The sequence below is a fragment of the Leifsonia sp. NPDC056665 genome (assembly GCF_042791795.1).
Classification (GTDB): Bacteria; Actinomycetota; Actinomycetes; order Actinomycetales; family Microbacteriaceae; genus Leifsonia.
In genome coordinates, this window is sequence record NZ_JBHTXK010000002.1 from 80,533 (window position 1) to 103,583 (window position 23,051).

Below are 23,051 nucleotides of genomic sequence, written 5' to 3' on the forward strand. Positions count from 1 at the left end.
AACTACTCACCGTTCGGTGGTGAGGTTGGTGGTCATGGAGAGGCCCGCGAAGGCTTGGCGGGCGAAGCGGGCGATGTAGCGGCGGAGGTTCTCGACCTCCTGCGGGTCCCAGCCGAGGGTGACCTCGTCCACCTGGGCCTGCGCGACCGCCATGATGCGCTCGCCCAGCTCGCGGCCGGCGGCGGTCAGCGCGACGAGCACGCTCCGCTCGTCCCGCGGCGACGGCACCCGCTCCACGAGGTCGATCTCCTCCAGGCGGCGGACGATCTTGGAGATGTTCGCCTTGCCCGTCCCGAGGGTCGCCGCCAGGTCGGTCGGCCGCAGTGCTCCGCGATAGGCGAGCTGGTTGACGACGACGAACATCGGAATGTCGTCGACCGGGAATCCGATCTGCTCCATCACCCGCACGCGCACGTCCCGGCTGTCGGCCCAGTGCACGATCGACGCGATCGACAGGCGCAGGTCGAGCGGGTCCTGCTCGATGACCGGCGAGAGGTCGGGGTCGTCCGACACGCTGCCACCTCCTTCTGTCGCGTGTGGCCAGTATCGCAGCCGGGCTCACCGCTCCCGCACGACTCGCACCGGTCCGAGCAGACCGTGCGGGCGCACGACGGTGACGTGCGGCTCCTGCCGCCCCAGCAGGAACAGCCCCATGTCCGGGATGTCGTCGTAGTACCCGCGCGCGATGAGCCGGTTGTTCAGGGAGCTCGCCACCCGGACCACGACCGTGTTCACTCCCTCCCGGGCCGCGTCGGTGATGTCGACCACCGGGCGCGAGGTGTCGAACCCCACGGCCTCGCCGCCGTTCACGACCACCGAGCCGAGCCCTCCCGCGGTCGAGCCGAGGTCGAGCAGCAGCCGCTCGCCGGACGCCGCGGCCGCCTGGAGGGTGAACGACGTGCGGTACTCCGCCACGCCCGACACCTCCGGCCCGACGCCCGCCAGCTCACTCCACGGCAGCAGTTCGGAGCCCTCCGCCGACAGCACGCCGACCGCCGTCGTCGGGCGCACCTCCCGGCTCTCGTAGCCGAGGCCGCGGTCCTCCACGATCAGCTCGTCCTCGCCGGCGTCCCAGCTCTCGACGGCGATCGTCCAGCCGTCGACCTCCGTCACGACCTCGCGCTCGACGGGCTGCGACGGCGCCGGACGCTGCGAGCGGTCCATCGTGAGCAGCGCGGTCTCCCCCGGTGCGAGCGCGACGGTCACGAGCGTGCGGTCGCCGTCCATGCGCACCCCGTGGTGCTCGGCGACCGCGCCGGTCCACGGGTCGACCCGGTACGGCGTCCCGAGCCCGGGCAGCGCGACCTCCACCACGGTGTCCTCGCCGGTCTCGTAGAGGAAGTGGTAGAGGTACACGTGCAGCAGGTCGCCGTCTTCGCGCAGGTAGCCGAGCACGTCGCGGTTCTCGGCGGTGAACTCGGCGCGGCCCACCACGCCGAGGTCGCGCAGCGCCGCCACGGTGCGTGCGGGGTCGTCCACCTCGGTCACTGTCGGGAGGCTGCGCAGCTCGGCCAGGATCGCGGCGAGCTCGTCGTCACGGTGGTCGAGCCCCGGCGTCCGGGAGGCCGCGCGCTCGTTGACGATGTACTCGCCGGTCATCAGCAGTTTCAGCTCGCGCGCGCCGTTGACGATCAGCACCCGGAGCCCCTGCCGAGCCCAGTCGAGCAGGTGCTGCGCGACATCCGCGCTCAGCGCCTCCTGGTACACGATCAGCGCCTGGTAGCCCGGACCGTCCGGCTGAACGAGCCCGTCGCCGAAGACCACCTCGTCGCGCAGCAGCAGCGAGCCGTCGAGGAACTCGTAGCTCCAGCCGGCGTCCTGCATGCCGAGGTCCTGCCACCAGTGGTTCTCGCGGTTCCGCATCCACATCTGCCCGTAGGCGACCTCGTCGGGGATGCGCTCGCCGTTCGCGTCGAGGAAGAACATCCCGGACATGTTGTCCACGAAGTGGTCGGTGCGCAGGATGCCGACGTCGATGCGCGGACGGCCCTGCCGCAGCAGGTACTGGAACCGACCCACAGCCTTGTTCCACTGCGGGTAGAACTCGCTGGCCGGCTGGCGGAGGTCGAATCGCTCCGAGAATCCGGGCCACATCCCCTCGTGCCCGGGCCACTCGGTCGCGCCCTCCGCGCCCGCCGTGCTCGCCCAGCCGTGCAGCACCGTCTTGGTGATGCCGGCCGCGAGCTGGGTCGCGATGATCTGGTCGTAGAAGCGGTGGTCGAGCATGTGGTTGCGCGTCGTCGCGCCGGTCTCCGACGAGTACTGCTTGCCGAACAGGTGCGCCGGCCCGGCGAGCAGCCGGTACGCGTCGATCTGGGAGCCGAACTCCAGGGACTCGGTCTCGATCCCGTCGACCTCCGGGCCGGGACGGGTCAGCTCGAACGGGAGGCCGTAGCTGATCTCCGAGCGCAGCAGGATGCCGTTCTCGTGCAGAAACTCCGCGAACGGCCGCAGCATGTTCTCGATGTAGAGGTCGGTGAGCGTCTCCACGTAGTCGTGCCGCACCTTCTCCACCGTGCCGCGCTGCGCCTCCGTCGGCTGGAAACGGTAGGTGGTGGCGGAGGCCATCAGCAGCACGCTGCGGGTGAGGAACGGCAGCCACGGCGTGATGTCGTACCCGCGGCGCTCGCGGAACTCCCGCGCGACCGACGCGCCCCAGAACAGCCCGCCGTCGCCCCAGGTGTTCAGCTCCAGGGAGTCCATGTACATCTGCGCGCGCGGGTTGCGGGCGATCAGGGCGCGCAGCTCGGGCGTCAGGACGGTCGAGCCCCAGTAGTCGATCACCGCGTCCACGCCGGCGCGCTCCAGGTAGTTGACCGTGTAGTTGACGCTCGCGGACGGGGAGGCCGTCTGGCCGGTGCCGTGCGACCAGAAGGTGAACAGCCTCCACTCGCGGTCGGCGGCGGGCTCCCAGTCGAGGGCGCCGTCGCCGACGAGGGCCGTGAGGTCGAGGACTCCGTCCGCGTCCAGGACGGGGACGTCGCCGTCCTCGACCACGGGCGCCGCCACCACCGCGAAGAACTCCTGCGTCCTCGGCGCGATGCGGTGGCCGGGCAGCAGGCTCTCCTCCCGCTGGGCGTCCAGGTCGATGCGTCGGAGCGCGCCGCTGCGGCCCGCGCCCGCGCGGACCTCCTCGACCACGTAGTTCAGCTCGCGCGCCGCGGCCGGGTGGTCGGGGTCGATCGTCGGCAGGTTCGCGTTCGACCAGTTGGTGCCGGAGGTGAAGCTCACCGACATCCCGCGCGCGGTGGTCTCCTCGACCACGAGCTGCGAATCGTGCACCCACTCCTCCGAGCCCCAGCCGTACCGCGCGTGATCGATCGCCTGCTCGTCCATCGCCAGGAACTCCATGCCGCCGAAGCCGAGCCGGTGCGCGGCGTCGATCTCGGAGCGCAGGGTGCGGTCGGTGTGGAGGCCTTCGGCCAGCCACCAGCGCAGCTCCGGGCGGTACTCGATCGGCGGGTCCTGCAGCGCTGCACGGTGGGCGTCGAACGTGCGGGGCTGGTCTTCTGCGGGCATCGGCGATCTCCTTCGAACGACGGGCTGGTGTCGTGAGCATAGCACTTGTTTTCCTCACGACACTACTGACCGTCGGTTCAGGGCGTCCCGCGACAATGTCGGTATGCAGCCTTCGCCATCACCTGCCGACCCGCACGCGCTCGCTGGGCGTGGCCTCCGTCTGGCCGCCGACGGCCGCCGCGCGATCGTGGGGATCGTCGGCAGCCCCGGTTCCGGCAAGACGACGCTGGCCCGCGCGGTGGTCGAGGCCGCGAACGAGCAGGCCGGCGAGCCGGTCGCCGCCTACCTCCCGATGGACGGCTTCCACCTCGCCGACGCCACTCTGGAGGCGCTCGGCCGCCGCGACCGCAAGGGCGCTATCGACACCTTCGACGGCTGGGGCTTCGTGGCGCTGCTCGCGCGCGTCCTCGCCGAGAGCGATCACCCGGTCTACGCACCGGCCTTCGACCGCGCGGTCGGCGAGCCCATCGCCGGGAGCGTGGCCGTCCTGCCCGGCACGCGGCTGATCGTCGTGGAGGGCAACTACCTGCTCGCGCCGACCGACCCGTGGTCGCGCATCCCACCGCTGCTGTCCGAGTCCTGGTTCGTCGCGACGCCCGAGGAGGAGCGGATGCGCCGGCTCGTCGACCGGCACACCCGCCACGGCCGCACCCCGGAGGCCGCTCTCGCCTGGGCGCGCGACGTCGACGGCGCCAACGCCCGCCTCATCGAGCAGACCGCGGCGAGCGCCACTCTCATCGTGGACGGCGGACTCCCAGTCGGCGCCGCTTAGCCTGGAGGCATGACCGACACTTTCGACACCGTCACGATGTTCGGCGCGGACTGGTGCCGCGACTGCATCCGCTCCAAGTCCCTCCTCGACCGCCTCGGCGCCGACTACGAGTACATCGACCTCGTCGCGCGCCCGGAGGAGGCCGACCGCGCCCACGCGATCAGCGGCCGCACCAACATCCCCGTGATCGTGTTCCCGGACGGACGGCACCTGGTGGAGCCGAGCGACGCGGAGCTGCAGGCGGCGCTGGAGGTCTAGCGAGCCATAGCGTCAAGAACTACGCGCCGCCAGCTATCAGCATCCCCGACGGACAGGTATAGCCATCGGAAATGCTGGTCGTCACTGAGCCGGACAGCCAGTGCCTCACCGGTTCCGGAGTAATTCCAGAAGTGCCGCTCACCGTTCAGGTGGAACGTTCCGCAGAGCTTGCCAAGGAAGTCGAGCCCCGGACCTCGCCACCCGATCGGGAGCCGCGCAGGTGAGTGCTCCACGCGAAGCTCAGTGATACTCGAAAGCGGAACGACGACAGCCCGGCGGCAGCACCACAGACGATCCAGCCCACGGGGAACGATGGTGAGCACAGAGTCCTCGACACGAATGTCGTTCCTACCCGTCATCGCAAGCTCACGGCCCATCCGCTGAGAGCGCGGGGGCGTCGGGGTCGCCGAAACGCGCAAGTAGTCGCCGAGGGAATCTGGGATGCACAAGCTCACCGAGCCTTGCGATCCGCGAACCGCTCGCGCACAAGACAGCGCCGATCATGACGAGCCCGAAACTGCCGATGCCGATCAGGGCGATGATCATGACGTGAAGGGCGATCGCCAAGGTGATCGCGACCTTCGCTGCGGCCGGTTTCGGGATGAATATCAGAACGACGATGCTGAGTTCCATCGCGATGGCACCCCACGAGGATGCCAATGTCACCAAGGGAACGCTCGTAAGGGCACGAGCAACGTCGCCGAGAGGCCCGCTTGCACCGAACATCTCCTCGCGGGTCACGTAGTACATCTGCGATCCGTCAGCCCAGGTGTCGACCGCGAACTTCGATGTCGCGCTTTGGAAGTAGATGAAAGCGACTTGAACTCGAATAGCGAATTGCGCGCCCTTCGAGATGCCGCGAAACACTGCGCTAGTCGATTCGCCTCGCCCCCAGTGCCAGAGACGCGGATCGCCGATATAGACGAATACCAGCAGGAACGAGAGGCTCGTGGCGATGAGGTCGCCACCGTCCGGCAATGCCAATACGCCAATGAAGGACACACTCATGTAGGCGTGGAGGATGCAGGTGTAACGCGGAAGAACCCCGGAGGCGACGATCAGCAGGGCGATCACTTCCACCACGGCCGCGCCGTCAGGCGAAGGTCCGATACAGAAGAGGGAGATCCTCCCGAGATACTCCCCACACGAATCCTGAATGGACTTGCCGCCTACCGGCACCAGGAATGCCCGTACGTCCGAGAACACAAATACCGTCGCCTGCGCCAGAGCGAGAAGAGACCGCCCGAGTCCGATGATCGGCGAAATGGTCACGCTGGCCCTGCGATCAACCTGCAACGCAACAGCGCTAGTCACAAGTGAGCTCGACCTTCACGACGCGAAGGTCCGTTCGCCAGCCTTCGTACTCGTCTCGGAACGACCACGGGACGGGCTCCGTTTCCGCGAGCATATGGGTACCGCACAACGTCGCAAAGGTCGAATGATTTCGCATCCTCACTGGCTCCTTCTCGTCCGCTGCTTGAACACAATCACCCGGTGTCGAGAGGCACACGGTCCACAGCCCCGGTTCGATTTCCATCGCGAGGTTCGCCATTTCCGGCCCTTGAGCGCGTTGCGATCGCGAGAATCCGAAGGCGTTCGAAGGCAGGGAATTGGGAAAGTCGGTCGCCGCCGATATTCGGTTGCCACTGACCGAGTAAGCCGCGTACTCCGAATCATCCGGAGGCTTGGTGAAGAACGGCCACGACTGCGGAAACACAGGCAGAACGTATCTGCGCAGGACGTCCCCCTCTCCTTGCTGGCGAGGGAACAACACGGTGCTGTTCGCGGACAGAAACGCCGAGAGCGCGATCATCGAGACCAGCATGAGTCCCGAGGCGCGCGACGCGAGCGTTTCGCGCGCACGAGAGTTCTCTTTCACGCGGCCGCTATGAGGCGAGAGCCCTGACTGTCGACTCGCGGACGCGATCCATGTCCGACGAGGAGGTCGCTCCTTCGACGTCGTCGAGGTACGCAATGAACACGCCCCCGACGAGCGCGATTGCCATCGCCGCTCCGGCGATGGTGGCCGCGATCCCGACCGTCGTAGCGACCACAGCCGCATTCGCGACGACGGCCACGTTCCAGACCACGACCAGGTCGCCCCGCGCGCTGCGCACGGGCTTGGTGGACATCACTTGGCGGAACTCGGTGAAGACGTCGTCCGTCTCCACGAATTCGATGAAGTCGACGCTGAAGCCGTTCAAGCCCTTGTTGATCTTGATCGGATCGCCACTTCGAATCGCAGGTGCCCACACTGCCGAGAAAGCCGGAAAGCGATCGATGAACGTGTCCGTGACAAGCGCTAACGCATCGGTATCGACATCCATTGGGACTCGCGCGAAGCCGAGTTCTAGCGGGAGTTCGGGATGAGCGTCTGCGATGGGTCCGGTGCCGGTTAGCAGAAGCCTCAGTAAGTCGCGATCCGAAGCGGTCGCGATTCGGCTATCGAATCCCCTCTCCTTGGTAACCGCGCGAGAACCGCTCTCGGCCTCAAGTCCAGCTCCGTACGCTGGTGGCGCTCCGATCGACACGGGGGCCATCACTAGGACGGCAGAAGAGACCCAGGCGGTTAGTTTACGTGAATGCATCATTGCCTCCGCTTTCGTTTAGCGTCTAGCTAACTACAATGCGAAATTTAAGGCAAGGCGGCGCTCGGCTGCGTCTGGTCACACTACGACTGGACCGCCAGCACCACTAACTCCCGCGTCGATCGCGTCATCGCCACGTACCGGTCGACCGCCCCCTCGATCCCGTCCCCGAGCCCGTCCGGGTCCAGCAGCACCACCAGGTCGAACTCGAGCCCCTTCGACTGCGCGGGCGTGAGGACGCGAAGGCGGTCGGAGGGCGACGACCACCCCAGCGTGCCCTCGGCGGCGATCACGCACCCGATCCCCGCCGGGTTCTCGTCGAGCCACCGCGCCACGATCCCGTCGAGGTCGTCCCGCCGACCGCGCACCACCGGCAGCCCGCTGCTGCGGACCGAGGTCGGCACGTTCGCGTCCGGGATGGCCGCCCGGATCACCGGCGCGGCCTCGGCCATGATCTCCTCCGGCGTCCGGTAGTTGACGGTCAGCGTGGACACGCGCACGTCCGGGATGCCCGCCGCCGCCAGCCGCCCGGCCCACGAGTCCGTGAACCCGTGCCGCGCCTGCGCCCGGTCGCCCACGATCGTGAAGCTGCGCGACGGGCAGCGCCGCAGCAGCATCCGCCACTCGGCGTCGGTGAGCTCCTGGGCCTCGTCCACGACGATGTGCGCGAACGGCCCGGCCAGCAGGTCGGGGTCGAGGCTCGGGAGGGCGGCCTTGTCGATGAGGGAGCGTTGCGCGTCCTCCCCCTTCAGCATCGTGACCAGCCCCTCGCCGTCGTCGGCGGCGATCAGGTCGTCCACCACGCGGTTGCGGCCGTCGCGTTCGAAGGCGAGCACGGCCTCCCGCTCGCGCGCCACCCGGTTCGCGGCCGGGTCGCCGATCCGCTGCCGTGCGGCGTCGAGCAGCGGGAGGTCGGAAAGCGTCCACGCCCGGGGCTCCTCCCGCCGCAGCGCCCGCACCTCCTCGTCGCTCAGCGACGGCGCGCACGCGCTCAGGTAGGCGGGTACCGAGAACAGGTCGCCGAGCACGCCGGCCGGGTCGAGGAGCGGCCACGCGCGGGTGAAGGCCGCGCGGAGCCCGTCGTTCCGGGTGAGCTGACGGCGCAGGGCGGCCTCCGGGATCGCGTCGCCGGCCTTCGCCACCAGGATCGTCAGCAGCTCCTCCCACACCTCGTCGCGCGCCTCGTCGTGCGGCGCGCCCGCGCCGACCGCGTCGAAAGCGTCCGCCCAGTCGTCGGGCGTCAACGGGAGGTCGGCCCACTCGGTCTCCACGACCATCCCGCGCGACGGCGGGACCTCGTGATAGCGGACCGCCCGCTCGACCGCCGTCACCATCGCGGCCGACGCCTTGAGCCGCGCGACCTCCTCGTCGACCTCCGGCTCGGCAGACGCGCCCTCCGGCAGCAGGTCGCGCAGCGTGCAGAGCTGCACCCCCTCCTCGCCGAGGCTCGGCAGCACGTCGGAGACGTAGGCGAGGTAGGCCGGGCTCGGCCCGACGAACAGCACGCCGCCGTGCCCCTGCGACAGCCGCGGGTCGGAGTACAGCAGGTAGGCCGCGCGGTGCAGCGCCACGACCGTCTTCCCGGTGCCCGGGCCGCCGTCCACGACGAGCGCGCCACGGGAGCCGTCCCGGATGATGGCGTCCTGGTCGGCCTGGATGGTCGCGAGCACGTCCCGCATCCGCGGCGACCGGCTCGCGCCGAGGCTCGCGATGAAGGCCGACTGATCGTCCAGCGCGGCCCGCTCGGTGGCGTCGTCGAGGGCGTCGGCCGCGAAGACCTCATCCCAGTAGTCGGCCACCCGCCCCTTCGCCCAGCGGTAGCGCCGCCGGCTGACCAGCCCCATCGGATCCCCGAGCGTCGCCCCGAAGAACGGCTCGGCCGCGGGCGACCGCCAATCCACGAGCAACTTCTCGCCGTCGCCGCCGGTGAGCCCGAAGCGGCCGATGTACACGGTCTCCGCGGCGTCGGTGACCATCCGCCCGAGGCAGACGTCGATCCCGAACCTGCCGAGCGCGCGCAGCCGGGCGCTCAGCCGCCGGACCTCGGTGTCCCGGTCGAGCGCCTTCTGCCCGTGACCGCCGGGCGCACGCAACTCGGCGGCTAGCTGATCGGACAGCTCGGCGACGGTCTTCCGGAGGGTGCCGTCGATGGCGGCGAAGTGCCGTTCGTCGTCGGCGATGAGGGCGGGAGCGGACTTGGCGCAGAGGTTCTCGGGCAGGGCGAAGGCAGGCGGGGAGGCAGTCACGATCGACGATTCTCCGCCCCCACCGGGGCCTTGCCGCAAGCCCCCTGCCCTCCCGTATCCTGGAAATGCAGGGGGAGAGCGTCACACCAGTCGCGCAGGTGCGCCGTGGCCCGGGCAGACGAGGCGCGGAGCGGACGCGGCGATCGCGGCGAGCGTCGCATCGGCGGCCGCGCGGTCGCTGATGAGCAGGCCAGGGAGGTGCACGAGCCGCCCGCCGGAGACGCGCGCGGCGTCGCCGATGAACGCGACCCCGCGCCACCGCACGAGGTGGTGGCCTGGCGTGTGACCCGGCGCCGGGACGGCGACGACACCGGGGGCGACCCCGGTCTCGGCCGTGTCGGAGAGCTCGGTCAGGTCCGGCAGCTCGGCGCGGCCCAGCCACCCGCTCCGGAACATCGCGCGGCGCATGCGCGTGGGCGGCGGCTCCTCGCCGCGCAGGATCCGCGCGTCCGCGGCGCCCAGCCACACCCGCGCGCCCGTCGCGTGCTGCACGGCCGCCGCGCCGCCGACGTGGTCGGGGTCGTAGTGGGTGAGGACGACGTCGGTCACCCTCGGGATGCGCGCTGCCGCGAGTTCGGCGACCACGGCCTCCGCCCCGGATCGGAGCCCTGTGTCGACGAGCACCGCCCGGTCGCCCTCCTCGATCAGGTAGGCGTTGCCGGCGCGGGCGGACTGCAGCCGATGGACTCCGGGAATCACTTCGCGCATGAGTGGGATGCTAGTCCGCGTGCAGCCTCCCGCCGAGGGGCACGTTGTTGTCACTTACGCGCCAGACAAGTGACAACGACGTGCCCCTCGGCGGCGATCGGCGTTAGCCGGTGGGGGCTTCCACCCGCGCGAGCTGGCGCAGGAAGGCCGCTGCCGCCGGGCTGGGCTCGTCGGACACGGCCACCGCCACTGTCCACTCCGGCACGTCCCCGCTGAGCGCGACCGCCCGCAGCAGCTCCGGCCGCTTGCGCCCGAAGCTCGCCGGGACGACCGCGATTCCGAGGTTGTAGCCGACCAGGTCGAGCAGGGGGTGGACGTCGTTGACCTCCATCGCCGCGCGATAGTCGAAGCCGGCCGCAGCGAACGCGCGCCTGGCCAGCGTCTGCGCGGCCCAGCCCTCCTGGAAGCCGACCAGCGGCTCGCCGCGCAGGGCCTCGATCGGGATGCTGTCCTGCGCCGCGAAGGGGTGCTCCGGGTGACAGAGCACGAGCAGCGACTGGGTGCTCAGCGGGCGCAGCCGCACACCGCTCGGCGCGTGGCCGGTGTCGACGACCACGGCGACATCGGCGCGGCCTCCGGCGACGGCCTCCACCAGCTCCTCCGACCCGGAGTACCGCAGCCGGACCTCCACGCCGGGGTTCGCCGTGCGGAAGGCCGCGAGCTCGGCCGGGAGGTCGACCGACCCGAGGCACGGCTCGGCGCCGATCGTCAGGCGGCCGCGCAACAGGCCGCGGACGGCGGCCACGGCATTGCGGGCCGCGGCGGCGCTGGCCAGGGTGCGCACCGAGTCCGCGAGCAACGCCTGGCCGGCCGTCGTCAGCTCGACGCGGCGGGTGCTCCGGATGAACAGCGACGTGCCCAGCTCCTGCTCCAGTGAGCGGATGGAGGCCGACAGCCCGGACTGGGAGATCTGCAGCAGTTCCGCCGCGCGCGTGAAGTGCCGCTCTTCGGCGACGGTGACGAAGTGCTCGAGCTGGCGAAGTTCCATTCAGCAATAGTACGTGTCAATCACCCTCCCTCCATCACCCCGACAAGTGACCGATTCGTGTCGAATGTCGACTCTGCGCGCTTCATACTCGCGATTCGTGCCGAATCGGTGCCGCCCGGGCACAATGAGCACCATGCGCATCCTGCTGATCGGCGCCGGTGGCGTCGGAAACGCCATCGCGAAGATCGCCGCCCGCCGCTCGTTCTTCGAGTCCATCGTCGTCAGCGACTACGACCTGTCCCGGGCGGAGGCCACGGTCGCGTGGATCCGCGAGCGGCACGGCGAGAACGTCGCCCGCCGCTTCACCGCGACCCGCATCGACGCCTCCGACCCGAGCTCGGTCGCGGCCGTCGCCCGCGAGCACCGCGCCACCCACGTCATGAACGCCGTCGAGCCCTCCTTCGTGGAGTCGATCTTCGCGGGGGCACTCTCGGCGGGCGCCGACTACCTCGACATGGCCATGAGCCTCTCCCACCCGCACGAGACCGAGCCGTACCGCCGCACCGGTGTGAAGCTCGGCGACGCCCAGTTCGCCGAGAACCAGCGCTGGGAGGCCGCCGGCCGCCTGGCCCTGGTCGGCATGGGCGTCGAGCCCGGCCTGTCCGACGTGTTCGCCCGCTACGCCTCCGACGAGCTGTTCTCGCACATCGACGAGCTGGGCACGCGCGACGGCGCGAACCTCGTGGTCCGCGACGACGACGGCAACGAGATCTTCGCGCCCTCCTTCAGTATCTGGACCACGATCGAGGAGTGCCTCAACCCTCCCGTGATCTTCGAGAAGCGCCGGCTCGCCGAAGAGGGCGACGGCTGGTTCGCCACCCCGCCGTTCAGCGAGCCGGAGGTCTTCGACTTCCCCGAGGGCATCGGCCCGGTCGAGTGCGTCAACGTCGAGCACGAGGAGGTGCTGCTGATGCCGCGCTGGCTGGACGCCGAGCGGGTGACCTTCAAGTACGGGCTCGGCGCGGAGTTCATCGGCGTCCTCAAGACGCTGCACCTGCTCGGGCTGGACTCCACGTCGCCCCTGCGGGTCCGCAGCGCGGCGGGCCCGGTGGAGGTCGCCCCGCGCGACGTGGTCGCCGCGGCCCTCCCCGACCCGGCCGGCATCGGCCCGCGGATGACCGGCAAGACCTGCGCCGGCGTGTGGGTGACCGGCACGGGAAAGGACGGCCTCCCGCGCAGCGTGTACCTGTACCACGTGGCCGACAACGAGTGGACGATGCGGGAGTACGACGCGCAGTGCGTGGTGTGGCAGACGGCGCTCAACCCGGTGATCGCGCTGGAGCTGCTCGCCAACGGGACCTGGAGCGGCGCCGGCGTGCTCGGGCCGGAGGCGTTCCCGGCGCGGCCGTTCCTCGAGCTGATGGAGCGGCCGGTGGCGGAGGGCGGCTACGGCCAGGCCTGGGGGCTGCGGGAGCCCTGACCGCCGATGCCGGCGCTACCGGCGCCCGCGCTACAGCCGCAGCACGCTCGGGCGCGGAAGCCCGAGGTCTTCGAGGAGGTCGCCCAGCTTCCGGTCCAGCTCGTAGCCGGCCTGGGTGATCTTGTTGTTGCCGAACCCGCGCAACGGCATGCTCGGCTGCTCCACGCTGAGCACGGTGCGGCCTCCACCCACGTCGTGCAGTTCGACGCGCAGCGGCGCGTAGAGCAGCGCGCCCGCGTCGTGCCGGTACATCCGCGCGGCCGTCGCGTAATCGCCGACGAGATAGCCGGCGCTCGCTATGTCGACGCCGCCCACCCGCATGACCGGGCGCGGGTCGTCGGTCCAGAACCGCACGAGGCCGTGCATCCCCGGGCCCTCGAGCATGCGCGTCAGCGTCGACCAGTCCGCGCCCTGGTCCAGGAGGCCGCTCTGCAACCTCCGATCGAGCTCGGGCACCTGCTCCTCGAACGCGCGCCGGAGCTGGGCGAACGGCACCTCGGCCTCCAGCTCGATGCGCCGCGCCTCGACGGTGTGGATGCGCTCGGTCGCGCGGTACGTCACGCGACCACGGTGCCGGCCGCGGACGGCACCGCGAACGGCGGGACGCTCACACCCTCGCTCAGCGCCTCCGCCGGGTCGGCGCCGACCGCGAGGATGCGGTTCCCGCCGTCGACGTGCACAACCGTCGGCACGAAGCTCTTCGCCTCCGCGTTGTCCAGCTGCGCGTAGGAGATGACGATGACGGTGTCGCCGACCTCCGCCAGGTGCGCCGCCGCCCCGTTCACCCCGATGACGCCGCTGCCGCGCTCACCGGCGATCAGGTAGGTCTCGAACCGGGAGCCATTGGTCACGTCGACGACGGCGACCTGCTCGCCGGGCAGCAGGTCGGCGGCCTCCATCAGGTCGAGGTCGACGGTCAGCGAGCCGACGTAGTGGAGGTCGGCGTGGGTGACAGTGGCGCGGTGGATCTTCGACTTGAACATGGTGCGGAGCACGGGACGTTCCTTTCGTGGCCTGATATCCATTCTCCCGCGGTTCGGGGCGGTCGCGGCGCGCTCGGGAGAATGCGCACGCGAGAATGGAGCGTGCACAACCTCGGACTCCTCTTCGACGTCGACGGCCCGATCGCCAGCCCCGTCACCCGGACCATCGCCATCCGCAGCATCGTCACCGACCTGGTCGCGATGACCGCTGCGGGCGTGCCGATCGCGTTCATCACGGGCCGCTCAGGCGACTTCATCCGCCACCAGGTGGTCGCGCCGCTGTGCGACGCCGGCCTGGGCGACGCGCTGGAGTCCCACGGCGCCCGGATGTTCGGCGTGTTCGAGAAGGGCGGCGCGTGGGCGCCGGTCACGGGTGAGGGGATGGGCGAGGTCGCGGTCGACGCGTCGGTCGCCCTTCCCGACGCGGCGGTCGACGGCATCCGCACGCTGGTTCGGGAGCGCTTCGCCGACACGATGTTCTTCGACGAGACGAAGCGCGCGATGATCTCCGTCGAGCAGCGCACCGACGTGGACGCGGAGACGTACCAGGAGGCCCAGGCCCGTTTTCAGGACGCCGCCTTCGACCTCCTGACCGGCCTCGGTCTCGGCCTGCGCTACGGCGAGCGCGTCGCCCCCGACGCGGCCGGCGACGTCCCGTTCCGGATCGACCCGACGATCATCTCCACCGACATCGAGTCCGTGCTGCTCGACAAGGACCGCGGGGCCCAGCGCGCGTTCGACTACTTCGCCGAGCGCGGCCCGCTGCCGCACCGCTGGAGGTCGATCGGGGACTCGCGCAGCGACTACAAGATGGCGGACTACGTCCACAGCACCGGCCGGGAGGTCGCCCACGTGGACGTCCGGCCTGCGGACGGCGTGCTGGAGCGGCCGTACGAGGTCATCACGATCGGCGACGCGGTGCACGACACCGCCGGCGCGGAGTTCCTGGCGCACTGGCGTCGGGAGCTAGGGCTCGACGAGGAGTAGGCGGCTCCCCGCGCGTCACGCCGCGCGGCCGCGCACGTGCGCGATCGACTCCCGCATCTCCCGAGCGAGCTCGAGCATTCCGGCCTCCTCCGCCGCCACCAGCGCGTCGGCCTGGTCGGCGTCCGCCGCCGTGAACCACGACGCGATCGTGACGCCGTGTCCCGGCCGCCGCACGACCTCCACCGCGTCGCCTGCGCCCACCGTCCCGGCGTGCACGACCGACAGGTACGCGCCCACGCGCCCCGCCTCGCTGAACCGGCGCACCCACTGCGGCTCGCCCATCCGGCGCTGGAACGTCGCGCAGGGATTGCGCGGACAGGTCACCTCGACCACCAGCTTCTCGCCGATCCGCCAGCGCTCGCCGATCTCGGCGCCGTCGACGTCCAGGCCCGCCGTGCGCAGGTTCTCGCCGAAGAGTCCGGGCGGGATGGGCCGGCCGAGCTCCGCGGCCCACCACGCGGCGGCCTCGTCGGCGTAGGCGTAGAGCGCCTTCGTGGAGCCGCCGTGGTGCTTGCGGTCGGCCTGCACGTCGCCGTAGAGTCCGAGCCCGCGCACCTTCAGCCGCGACTCCACCGGCTGCTTGTCGATCGCCGTCACACCCACATTGCCGTCATCCGGCCGCAGCTGCGCGACTCGGCACACCGCAAGAACCCGAGCCTCGTCACCCCGTTCACCCATGCCCCTCAGTATGCCCGCCCCGCACCTCCCCACCGCAGCCAACGGAGGAGATCACGCCATTCCGCGGCTCGATCTCCTCCGCTCACTATCGCCAACCGGCGTGCCGCGCGCGAACTCCTCCGTTGCCGACAGGCCCTACCGCACCCCGCGCATCATCCGCAGCACCCACGGACTCATCACCGCCAGCACAACGCCGATCGCCACCGCGACCGCGCCGATCACCCCGAAGTAGACGCCCTCCGTCGCCGGCGAGTACAGCTTCGCGAGTTGCCCCGACATCGCCGTCCCGAGCGCCACCGACAGGAAGTACAGCGCGACCATCTGCGCTTGGAACGCGTGCGGCGCCAGCTTCGTCGACGCCGACAGTCCGACCGGCGAGATCAGCAGCTCCGCGATCGTGAAGACGAGCAGGATGCCGACCATCGCGAGCAACGGCGTGCTGTTCGCTCCACCGCCCGCCCAGAACAGGAAGAGGAAGAACGCGAGGCCCATCACGACCGTCCCTGCCGCGAACTTCAGCGGCGTCGACGGCTGCCGGTCGCCCCACTTGGTCCAGATCGCCGCGAACACGCCGGACAGGATGATGATGAAGATCGGGTTGATGGACTGCACCCACGACACCGGGAACTCCCATCCGAAGAGGTTCCGGTCGAGCCGCTCGTCCGAGTAGATCGTCACCACCGTGAACTGCTGCTGGTAGAGCGACCAGAACGCCGCGCTCGTGATGAAGAGCGGGATGAAGGCGACGATCCGGCTGCGCTCCGTACTGCTCAGCAGCTTCGAGCTGAGGATGACGACGAAGTAGGCGATCGCCGCGATGATGGTGACGCCGATCACCCAGAGGGCGAGGTTGATCGCGTTGATGAGCCCGGTGAGGACGAGGGCGACGATGACGATCACGCCGGCCACGCCGATCCCGATGATCAGCGGGAGGCGCTTGCGCGGCAGAGGGTGCGGCACCTCGCGCGCGATGTCGGGGAGGCGCTTGCGGCCCAGCGAGTACTGGATGAGGCCGATGGCCATCCCGACCGCGGCGAGCGCGAACCCCCAGTGGAACCCGAGCGTGGACTGCAGAAGCCCGGTCAGCAGCGGCCCGAAGAATGCGCCGAGGTTGATGCCGAGGTAGAAGAGCGAGAACCCCGCGTCCCGGCGGGAGTCGTGCTCGTCGTAGAGCGTCCCGACGATGCGCGTTGCGTTCGCCTTCAGGCCACCGCTGCCGACGGCGACGAACAGGAGGCCGACGATCACACCGGCGAAACTGGGCAGCAGGGCGAGCGAGACGTGCCCCGCCATGATGACGACCGCACTCCAGAACAGCACCCGCTCGGATCCGAACAGCCGGTCCGCCAGCCACGCGCCGAGGATCGTGGAGAGGTAGACGGCCCCTCCGTACGCGCCGACGATGCCCGCCGCGGTCGCCTGGTTGACGCCGAGGCCGCCCTGGGCAGCGCTGTAGTACAGGTAGATGAGGAGGATGCCCTGCATCCCGTAGAACGAGAACCGCTCCCACATCTCCACACCGAAGATGTTGGCGAGCGAGCGCGGCTGCCCGAAGAACCCGTGACTGGCGTCGGTGGGCGTGGCCGTGGTGGTCGCTCCACCCGCCGCGGGCTCGCGGTCGGGGTCGTTGGGTGTGTTGCTGTCACTCATGGCGCCCATGCTCCCATGACCGGCGGCAGAGGTGAACGCCGGGATTCACATTTCGTACGTAAGACTCCACGGGCAGGAATGGTCCTGAAACAAAACAGGGGCCCCTTTCGGGGCCCCGCGCCCGGTAGCCGAAGCATCCGGGGGTGTTATTTCAGTCTAGCCCACATCCCCGGCTTTCCCGAAATCGCCCCTCACCGCTCCCCCAACTCCTGCAGCACCGCCTCCAACTGCTCCACCGCCCAGTCCAGGTCCCCCGGCTCCACCACGATCGGCGGCGCCAGCCGGATGTTCGAGCCGTGGGTGTCCTTCGCGAGCACCCCGCGCTCCATCAGCAGCTCGCACACCTCGCGCCCCGTGGCGAGCGCAGGGTCGATGTCGATGCCCGCCCAGAGGCCCGCACCGCGCACCTCCCGCACGCCGTGACCGATCAGCCGCGCCAGGTCGCTGTGGAGGCGGCGGCCCAGGAGTTCGGCGCGTTCCTGGGGCTCACCGGTCGCGAGCAGCGCGACGACGGCGCGGCCGACCGCGGCGGCCAGCGGGTTCCCGCCGAACGTCGACCCGTGCTCGCCCGGGTGGAGGACGCCCAGCACGTCGCGGTTCCCGACGACGGCCGACACCGGGACGATCCCGCCGCCGAGCGCCTTGCCGAGCAGGTAGAGGTCGGGCACGACCCCCACCAGGTCGCACGCGAACGTGGCCCCGACCCGTCCGAGGCCCGACTGGATCTCGTCGGCCACCAGGAGGACCCGTCGCTCGTCGCACAGCGCGCGCAGCGCGGGGAGGAACGACGGCGGAGGCACGACGACGCCCGCCTCGCCCTGGATCGGCTCCACCAGCACCGCGACCGTGTCGTCGTCGATCGCGTCGGCGACGGCGGCGGCGTCCCCGTACGGCACGCTGCGGAATCCCGGCGTGTACGGCCCGAACCCGTCGCGCGCGTCCCGATCGTCCGAGAAGCTCACGATCGTGGTGGTCCTGCCGTGGAAGTTGCCCGCCATCACGACGATGTTCCCGCGCCCGTCCGGCACGCCTTTCACCCGGTAGCCCCACGCCCGCGTCACCTTGATCGCGGTCTCCACGGCCTCCGCGCCGGTGTTCATCGGCAGCACCATGTCCTTGCCGGCGAGCGCGGCGAGCTCGGTGACGAACGGGCCGAGCTGATCGTTGTGGAAGGCGCGGCTGGTGAGCGTGATCCGGTCGAGCTGCGCCCGGGCGGCATCAAGCAGCAGCGGGTTGGAGTGGCCGAAGTTGACGGCCGAGTACGCGGCCAGGCAGTCCAGGTAGCGGCGGCCGTCGATGTCGGTGACCCAGGCGCCCTGGCCTTCGGCGATGACGACGGGGAGCGGATGGTAGTTGTGCGCCGCGTGCTCGTCCTCGAGCGCGATCGCCTGCGCCTGGCGCCCCGTCGGCGCGGGGGTGGACGGGTGGATGCGGTGGGCGACGGTGTCGGTCATGGTCGTCCTCTCTGGGTCGTGCGGCACGTCATCGTGCGGCAGGTCGTCGTACGGCAGGTCGGCGTGCGGCGGGTCGGCGACGGGCGCAGCCGTCCTGGGCAGGCTTCATCGCCGGCCGGGACGTCACGGCGCCGCCACCGAAGCTGTGAGCTAGTCTCACACGCGGATGTCAGCGATTGGCTGCGTCTTCGCGCACGAAATCGCCGCTCTTGCCCACGGTTCGCAGCATTCGTGCGCGAACGACCGCACGAACGCAGCCCAACTCGCCATCGCGCTCATCCGTTGCGCTTTCGCGCACGATTCCCGCGTAACCTCCACCTCCGCGCAAAGATTCACCGTATGCTTGCGCCGTGGACAACCTCGATCGCAGCATCCTCGACCTGCTCCGTCAGAACGCGCGCGCCGGCTACGGCGACATCGGCGGCGTGGTCGGGCTGTCCGCGTCCGCGGTCAAGCGCCGCGTCGACAAGCTGGTCGGGGACGGCGTCATCCGCGGCTTCACCATCCAGGTGGACCCGGCCATCGACGGGATGAGCACCGAGGCCTACGTCGAGCTGTTCTGCCGCGGCACCGTCTCGCCCGAGGAGCTGTTGCGCATACTCTCCGCCGTCCCGGAGGTCGTCGACGCGGGCACGGTCACCGGCAGCGCCGACGCGATCGTCCACATCCGCTCGCGCGACATCCCGAGCCTGGAGGCCGCGCTCGAGAAGGTGCGCCTGGCGCCGAACGTCGACCACACCCGCAGCGCGATCGTCCTCTCCCGGCTCATCAACCGCGGCAACAACTGACGTCGCGAATCTTCTATCCGCCCGCCGCCGACGGGTGGATGCTGTCCCCATGACCACGACAGCACGAGCGACCATCCACGTCGGCGTCCCGCGCGCCGACGTCTGGCACGCCATCACCGACCCCGACACGATCGCGCGCTACCTGTTCGGCAGCCGCGTGGAGACCGACTGGCAGGAGGGCAGCCCGATCCTCTACCGCGGCGAGTGGGAGGGCAAGCCCTACGAGGACAAGGGCACGATCCTGGAGGTCGTCCCCGGCGAGCGCCTCGTCTCCAGCTACTACAGCCCGCTGAGCGGCAAACCGGACGTTCCGGAGAGCTACCAGACCGTCTCCTACCTGCTCGCCGACGACGCTGGCGGCACCGAGGTGACCATCACCCAGGACGGCTGCGCCGACGCAGCGGAAGCCGAGCGGATGAGCGAGAACTGGGGCATGACGTTGGGCTCGCTCAAGTCCGTGGTGGAGGAAACCTGACGACCGTTCTGCGAAAACATTCAGCAGACGTCAAGCCTCCGACCCCCCGATCCGAGCGCGACCACGGCGATCAGTGGCACGATGGGCGCATGAAGCTGCTCGTTGTCGAAGACGATCCGGACATGGGAGGCCTCGTCGAGCGGGGTCTCGCCGCCGAAGGATACGACGTCACCCTGGTCACCAACGGCGTCGACGCCCTCATCGCTCTGCGCGGGGACACCTTCTCCGCCGCCGCGATCGACGTCATGCTGCCCGGGATGAGCGGCTTCGAGCTGTGCCGGCACATCCGGGAGGCCGCCAACCCGATGCCGATCCTGCTCCTCACGGCGCGCGACGCCATCGAGGACCGCGTGCACGGCCTCGACTCGGGCGCCGACGACTACCTCACCAAGCCGTTCGCGTTCGCCGAGCTGGCCGCGCGTGTGCGTGCGCTGCTGCGCCGGGAGCCGACCGGGATGCGGCCGCAGGTCAGCGTCGGCCGGCTCACCATCGACTCGCACGAGCACCAGGCGCTGGTGTCCGGGCACGAGATGCCGCTCAGCCGCCGGGAGTTCACCCTGCTGCGGCTGTTCGCCACGAACCCGGACAAGACGCTGTCGCGCGCCGACATCCTCGAGTCGGTGTGGGGCACGACGGACAACATCGGCACCAACGTCATCGACCAGTACGTCTCGTACCTGCGCAAGAAGCTCGACCTGGCCGGCGCGGGCCTGTCCATCGTGACGGAGCGCGGCCGCGGCTACCGGCTGGACGCGAAGAACGCTCTGGAGTCGAAGGGCGACAAGGCCGAGGCCAAGACGACGACGGAGACGCCGGCGCCGTGACCTGGCTGCGGCGCCTGTCGATCTCCGCGCGCATCACGATCGGCAGCCTCATCGTCGCCACCCTGTTCGGCCTGGTCGCGGTGGTGGTCATCCGGGTGGGGGTGTCCTCCATCCTCCACAACGCGACCGTCACGCTCCTCAACAACGACGTCACCGCGCCCGCCGCGTCGGTGCTGGCGAACCCATCAGGGCCGTTCGACCTGCCCGGCGGCGGCCAGGAGCTCGCCATCGTCGACTCGAACGGCGTCATCCTCGACTCCACGCTTCCGACGGCGCTGGAGAACCGGATCGACCATCTGCTGTCCTTCCCGCCCTCGGCGACGACGGTGCAGATCGCGGACGACACCTACGAGGTGCTCGTGAAGCCCGTGGTCACCAAGCGCGGCACGATGCACGTGGTCGCCGCGCGCAACGACGAGACGACCTCGCTCATCCTCGACCGCCTCACCCTCGCGCTGCTGATCGGCGCCGGTGTGCTCATCTTCGGTTTCGGCGGGGCGTCGTGGCTGCTGGCCCGCGCGGCGCTGAGACCGGTGAGCCGGATGCGCGAGCAGGCCGACCGGATCGCGGGCGGCGAGCCGGCGGGGACCGACGACGCCGCGGGCCTGCTGACCGTCGGCCCGGCCCAGGACGAGCTCTCCGAGCTGGCGACAACACTGAACGACCTGATCCGCCGGCTGCGGGCGTCCGCCGACCGCGAGCGGCAGATGGTGTCGGACGCCAGCCACGAGCTTCGTACTCCGCTGGCCGTGCTGCGCGGACAGCTGGAGCTGGCCGAGCTGGACGCGGGCGACGCCGACGCGCTGCTGGACGACATCCGCTCCTCCCACTCGACCGCCCTACGCCTGGGCACGCTGGCCAACAACCTGCTGGAGCTCTCGCGGATCGAGGCCGGCCCGTCCAGCGGGCGGATCAATTGGCGCACGCTGGTGGACGAGCTGACCGACGCGATCGACCGCGCCCGCCTCCTGGTCAGCAGCGCCGAGGACGTCGGCTCGATCTCGGTGGACTTCGAGTACGACCCCAAGCGGCGACCGAGCGCGGACGCCAGGGTGGCGCTCTCGCCCACGGACTTCGGGCGCATCCTGGACAACCTGCTCGGCAACGCGATCACGGCGATCCGTGCCAGGGACGCCCGCTCGGACACCGGGCCGGTGCCGCGGTTGAGCGATGTGGTGGACGGCCCGATCGAGGTCGTGCCGCCGGAGCCGCGGCCGGCCGCGGTGGAGGACGTCGTGAGCGCCGCGCTGCGCGTGGAGCCGGAGTGGGTGGTGCTCACCGTGCACGACTCGGGGCCGGGGATGCCGCCGGAGTTCATCCCGGTGGCCCTGGACCGCTTCACCCGTGCCGATGGGGCGCGCACCACCTCCCGGGCCGGTGGAGGCGGCGGTCTCGGCCTGGCGATCGTGGCGGCGCTGGCGGGTGCGGCGGGAGGCTCGGTCCAGCTCGCGAACGCACCGACCGGCGGTCTCGTGGTGACGGTGCGGCTGCCGCTCGTACGGGTCTGACGCGGAGCGACGTCGCCGGGTCAGTGCCCGGTGTGGTCGGAGTCCACTCCCGCGTCCGGCCCCTCATCCAGGCTGTCGATCGACGCGAGGTCGTCCGCGTCGAGCTCGAAGTCGAAGACCGCGAGGTTCTCCGCCATCCGCTCGGGGTTGCGCGACTTGGGGATGGCGACGAGGCCGTTCTGGACGTGCCAGCGGAGCACGATCTGCCCAACGGTGCGGTCGTGCTTCGCCGCGACCTCCGCGAGCACCGGCGCCGCGAGCAGGTCCCCAGAGCCGCCGATCGGGCTCCACGACTCGGTCACGATGCCGTGCTCGGTCCCGTACGCGCGCTGCTCGCGGCGCTGGATGGCCGGGCTGAGCTGGATCTGGTTGACCGCAGGCGCCACTCCGGTCTCGGCGATGAGGCGGTCGATGTGGGCGGGCTTGAAGTTGGAGACGCCGATCGCGCGTGCCTTGCCGCTCTCTTGGAGCCGGATGAAGGTCTCCCAGGTGGAGACGTACTGGTCGCGCCCGGGCAGCGGCCAGTGGATGAGCAGCAGGTCGACGTAGTCGAGTCCGAGCCGTCCGAGGCTGTCGTCGAGTCCGGCGACGGCGCGGTCGTCGCCCTGGTAGCCGCCGTCGAGCTTGGTCGTGACGAACCACTCCTCGCGGGTGAGCCCGCTGCCGCGCACTCCCCGGCCGACGCCGGTCTCGTTGCCGTACTTGGCCGCGGTGTCGACGTGGCGGTAGCCGAGCTCGGCCGCCGCGACGACGGCGCGCTCGACCTCCGCGTCGTCGAGCGGCCAGGTCCCGAGGCCGAGCTGCGGGATCCTGGTCCCCGCGTTGAGGGCGATCGCGGGCACGGCGACGGTAGGTCGGTTCTCGGTCATGCGTCTCAGCGTAGCCCCGGGTAAGGTGGCGCTCATCGGAAGGAGTGCCATGCCCGCCACACCCCCGCCTGACCCCGGCCTGCCGACCGACGTCCCGCTGCCGACCGACCCGGACGCTGTCGCCCTCGCCGTGGAGGCCGCGATCGAGGCCGACGACCTCGCCCTCCTGCGCCGACTCGCCGACGCCGGCAGCTCCGACGCCGAGGACGCCCTGGTCGAGCTCGCCGCCGAGCGCGGCGACCTCGACGAGCTGCGCCGTCTGGCGGCTCTCGGCAATCGCGACGCCGCCGACGAGCTCCTCGAGCTCGAGGAGGAAGAGGAGTAGCGTCCTCCGCC

23 protein-coding genes are annotated in these 23,051 nt (G+C 70.4%); 9 read left to right on the top strand and 14 right to left on the bottom strand.

Annotated elements, in window-relative coordinates:
• Positions 1–6: 6 nt before the first annotated feature.
• Together ACFQ9V_RS02630 and ACFQ9V_RS02635 are read right to left on the bottom strand one after the other, a co-directional pair.
• A complete protein-coding gene (locus tag ACFQ9V_RS02630) occupies positions 7–513 on the bottom strand; it encodes a MarR family winged helix-turn-helix transcriptional regulator (protein WP_382457626.1) in 507 nt (168 codons plus the stop codon).
• 45 nt (positions 514–558) lie between these two features.
• Positions 559–3,519, bottom strand: a complete 2,961-nt coding sequence (locus ACFQ9V_RS02635) for a glycosyl hydrolase (RefSeq protein WP_382457627.1) — start codon at positions 3,517–3,519, stop codon at positions 559–561.
• Positions 3,520–3,622: 103 nt separating this feature from the next.
• Between ACFQ9V_RS02635 and ACFQ9V_RS02640 the strand changes: the two genes are divergently transcribed.
• Both ACFQ9V_RS02640 and ACFQ9V_RS02645 read left to right on the top strand, forming a co-directional pair.
• Entirely contained in the window at positions 3,623–4,291 is a 669-nt protein-coding gene (locus ACFQ9V_RS02640) for a nucleoside/nucleotide kinase family protein (protein ID WP_382457628.1), read from the top strand.
• Positions 4,292–4,300: 9 nt separating this feature from the next.
• The gene (locus ACFQ9V_RS02645; protein WP_370055601.1) at positions 4,301–4,549 is read left to right on the top strand and encodes a glutaredoxin family protein; all 249 of its coding nucleotides are present in this window, start codon (positions 4,301–4,303) and stop codon (positions 4,547–4,549) included.
• A gap of 366 nt (positions 4,550–4,915) precedes the next feature.
• Here the strand turns inward: ACFQ9V_RS02645 and ACFQ9V_RS02650 are convergent, their stop codons facing one another.
• The 6 genes from ACFQ9V_RS02650 to ACFQ9V_RS02675 form a co-directional block, all read right to left on the bottom strand.
• Positions 4,916–5,821, bottom strand: a complete 906-nt coding sequence (locus ACFQ9V_RS02650; RefSeq protein WP_382457629.1) for a sporulation-delaying protein SdpB family protein — start codon at positions 5,819–5,821, stop codon at positions 4,916–4,918.
• A 34-nt stretch (positions 5,822–5,855) separates the two neighbouring features.
• Positions 5,856–6,428 (bottom strand): SdpA family antimicrobial peptide system protein, encoded by a 573-nt coding sequence (locus ACFQ9V_RS02655; protein WP_382457630.1) that lies wholly within the window; start codon positions 6,426–6,428, stop codon positions 5,856–5,858.
• A gap of 7 nt (positions 6,429–6,435) precedes the next feature.
• Entirely contained in the window at positions 6,436–6,876 is a 441-nt protein-coding gene (locus ACFQ9V_RS02660; protein ID WP_382457631.1) for a hypothetical protein, read from the bottom strand.
• Between the two features lie 344 nt (positions 6,877–7,220).
• Positions 7,221–9,386, bottom strand: coding sequence for an RNA polymerase recycling motor ATPase HelR (gene helR, locus ACFQ9V_RS02665; protein ID WP_382457925.1), 2,166 nt, complete (start codon positions 9,384–9,386; stop codon positions 7,221–7,223).
• A 78-nt stretch (positions 9,387–9,464) separates the two neighbouring features.
• Positions 9,465–10,091, bottom strand: coding sequence for an MBL fold metallo-hydrolase (locus tag ACFQ9V_RS02670; protein WP_382457632.1), 627 nt, complete (start codon positions 10,089–10,091; stop codon positions 9,465–9,467).
• A 103-nt stretch (positions 10,092–10,194) separates the two neighbouring features.
• Positions 10,195–11,079 (bottom strand): LysR family transcriptional regulator, encoded by an 885-nt coding sequence (locus tag ACFQ9V_RS02675; protein ID WP_382457633.1) that lies wholly within the window; start codon positions 11,077–11,079, stop codon positions 10,195–10,197.
• A 133-nt stretch (positions 11,080–11,212) separates the two neighbouring features.
• On the opposite strand from ACFQ9V_RS02675, the gene ACFQ9V_RS02680 reads away from it, so the two are divergent.
• Positions 11,213–12,499 (top strand): saccharopine dehydrogenase C-terminal domain-containing protein, encoded by a 1,287-nt coding sequence (locus tag ACFQ9V_RS02680; RefSeq protein ID WP_382457634.1) that lies wholly within the window; start codon positions 11,213–11,215, stop codon positions 12,497–12,499.
• Positions 12,500–12,529: 30 nt separating this feature from the next.
• Here ACFQ9V_RS02680 and ACFQ9V_RS02685 read toward each other — a convergent pair whose 3' ends face one another.
• Together ACFQ9V_RS02685 and panD are read right to left on the bottom strand one after the other, a co-directional pair.
• Entirely contained in the window at positions 12,530–13,060 is a 531-nt protein-coding gene (locus tag ACFQ9V_RS02685; protein WP_382457635.1) for a hypothetical protein, read from the bottom strand.
• Positions 13,057–13,494 (bottom strand): aspartate 1-decarboxylase, encoded by a 438-nt coding sequence (gene panD, locus ACFQ9V_RS02690; protein ID WP_382457636.1) that lies wholly within the window; start codon positions 13,492–13,494, stop codon positions 13,057–13,059. Before panD ends, ACFQ9V_RS02685 begins: the two co-directional genes overlap by 4 nt.
• A 90-nt stretch (positions 13,495–13,584) precedes the next feature.
• Between panD and ACFQ9V_RS02695 the strand changes: the two genes are divergently transcribed.
• Positions 13,585–14,469 (top strand): hypothetical protein, encoded by an 885-nt coding sequence (locus ACFQ9V_RS02695; RefSeq protein ID WP_382457637.1) that lies wholly within the window; start codon positions 13,585–13,587, stop codon positions 14,467–14,469.
• A gap of 15 nt (positions 14,470–14,484) precedes the next feature.
• On the opposite strand, the gene ACFQ9V_RS02700 is transcribed toward ACFQ9V_RS02695, so the two are convergent.
• The 3 genes from ACFQ9V_RS02700 to rocD form a co-directional block, all read right to left on the bottom strand.
• A complete protein-coding gene (locus ACFQ9V_RS02700; RefSeq protein ID WP_382457638.1) occupies positions 14,485–15,147 on the bottom strand; it encodes an MOSC domain-containing protein in 663 nt (220 codons plus the stop codon).
• A 135-nt stretch (positions 15,148–15,282) separates the two neighbouring features.
• A complete protein-coding gene (locus ACFQ9V_RS02705; RefSeq protein ID WP_382457926.1) occupies positions 15,283–16,659 on the bottom strand; it encodes a peptide MFS transporter in 1,377 nt (458 codons plus the stop codon).
• A 329-nt stretch (positions 16,660–16,988) separates the two neighbouring features.
• Positions 16,989–18,251 carry an ornithine--oxo-acid transaminase gene (gene rocD, locus ACFQ9V_RS02710; RefSeq protein ID WP_382457639.1) on the bottom strand — a complete coding sequence of 421 codons (1,263 nt, stop codon included), beginning with the start codon at positions 18,249–18,251 and terminating at the stop codon, positions 16,989–16,991.
• Between the two features lie 350 nt (positions 18,252–18,601).
• Between rocD and ACFQ9V_RS02715 the strand changes: the two genes are divergently transcribed.
• From ACFQ9V_RS02715 to ACFQ9V_RS02730, 4 genes are all read left to right on the top strand, one after another.
• A complete protein-coding gene (locus tag ACFQ9V_RS02715) occupies positions 18,602–19,039 on the top strand; it encodes an Lrp/AsnC family transcriptional regulator (RefSeq protein ID WP_179603987.1) in 438 nt (145 codons plus the stop codon).
• Positions 19,040–19,088: 49 nt separating this feature from the next.
• Complete coding sequence (locus ACFQ9V_RS02720; RefSeq protein ID WP_382457640.1) at positions 19,089–19,514, top strand: SRPBCC family protein; 426 nt, start codon at positions 19,089–19,091, stop codon at positions 19,512–19,514.
• Positions 19,515–19,603: 89 nt separating this feature from the next.
• A complete protein-coding gene (locus tag ACFQ9V_RS02725; protein WP_382457641.1) occupies positions 19,604–20,338 on the top strand; it encodes a response regulator transcription factor in 735 nt (244 codons plus the stop codon).
• Positions 20,335–21,846, top strand: coding sequence for a sensor histidine kinase (locus ACFQ9V_RS02730; RefSeq protein WP_382457642.1), 1,512 nt, complete (start codon positions 20,335–20,337; stop codon positions 21,844–21,846). Before ACFQ9V_RS02725 ends, ACFQ9V_RS02730 begins: the two co-directional genes overlap by 4 nt.
• Positions 21,847–21,866: 20 nt before the next feature.
• Here ACFQ9V_RS02730 and ACFQ9V_RS02735 read toward each other — a convergent pair whose 3' ends face one another.
• Entirely contained in the window at positions 21,867–22,715 is an 849-nt protein-coding gene (locus ACFQ9V_RS02735; RefSeq protein ID WP_382457643.1) for an aldo/keto reductase, read from the bottom strand.
• Between the two features lie 49 nt (positions 22,716–22,764).
• Here ACFQ9V_RS02735 and ACFQ9V_RS02740 point away from each other — a divergent pair, with 49 nt between their 5' ends.
• Positions 22,765–23,040 (top strand): hypothetical protein, encoded by a 276-nt coding sequence (locus tag ACFQ9V_RS02740; RefSeq protein ID WP_382457644.1) that lies wholly within the window; start codon positions 22,765–22,767, stop codon positions 23,038–23,040.
• Positions 23,041–23,051: the final 11 nt, after the last annotated feature.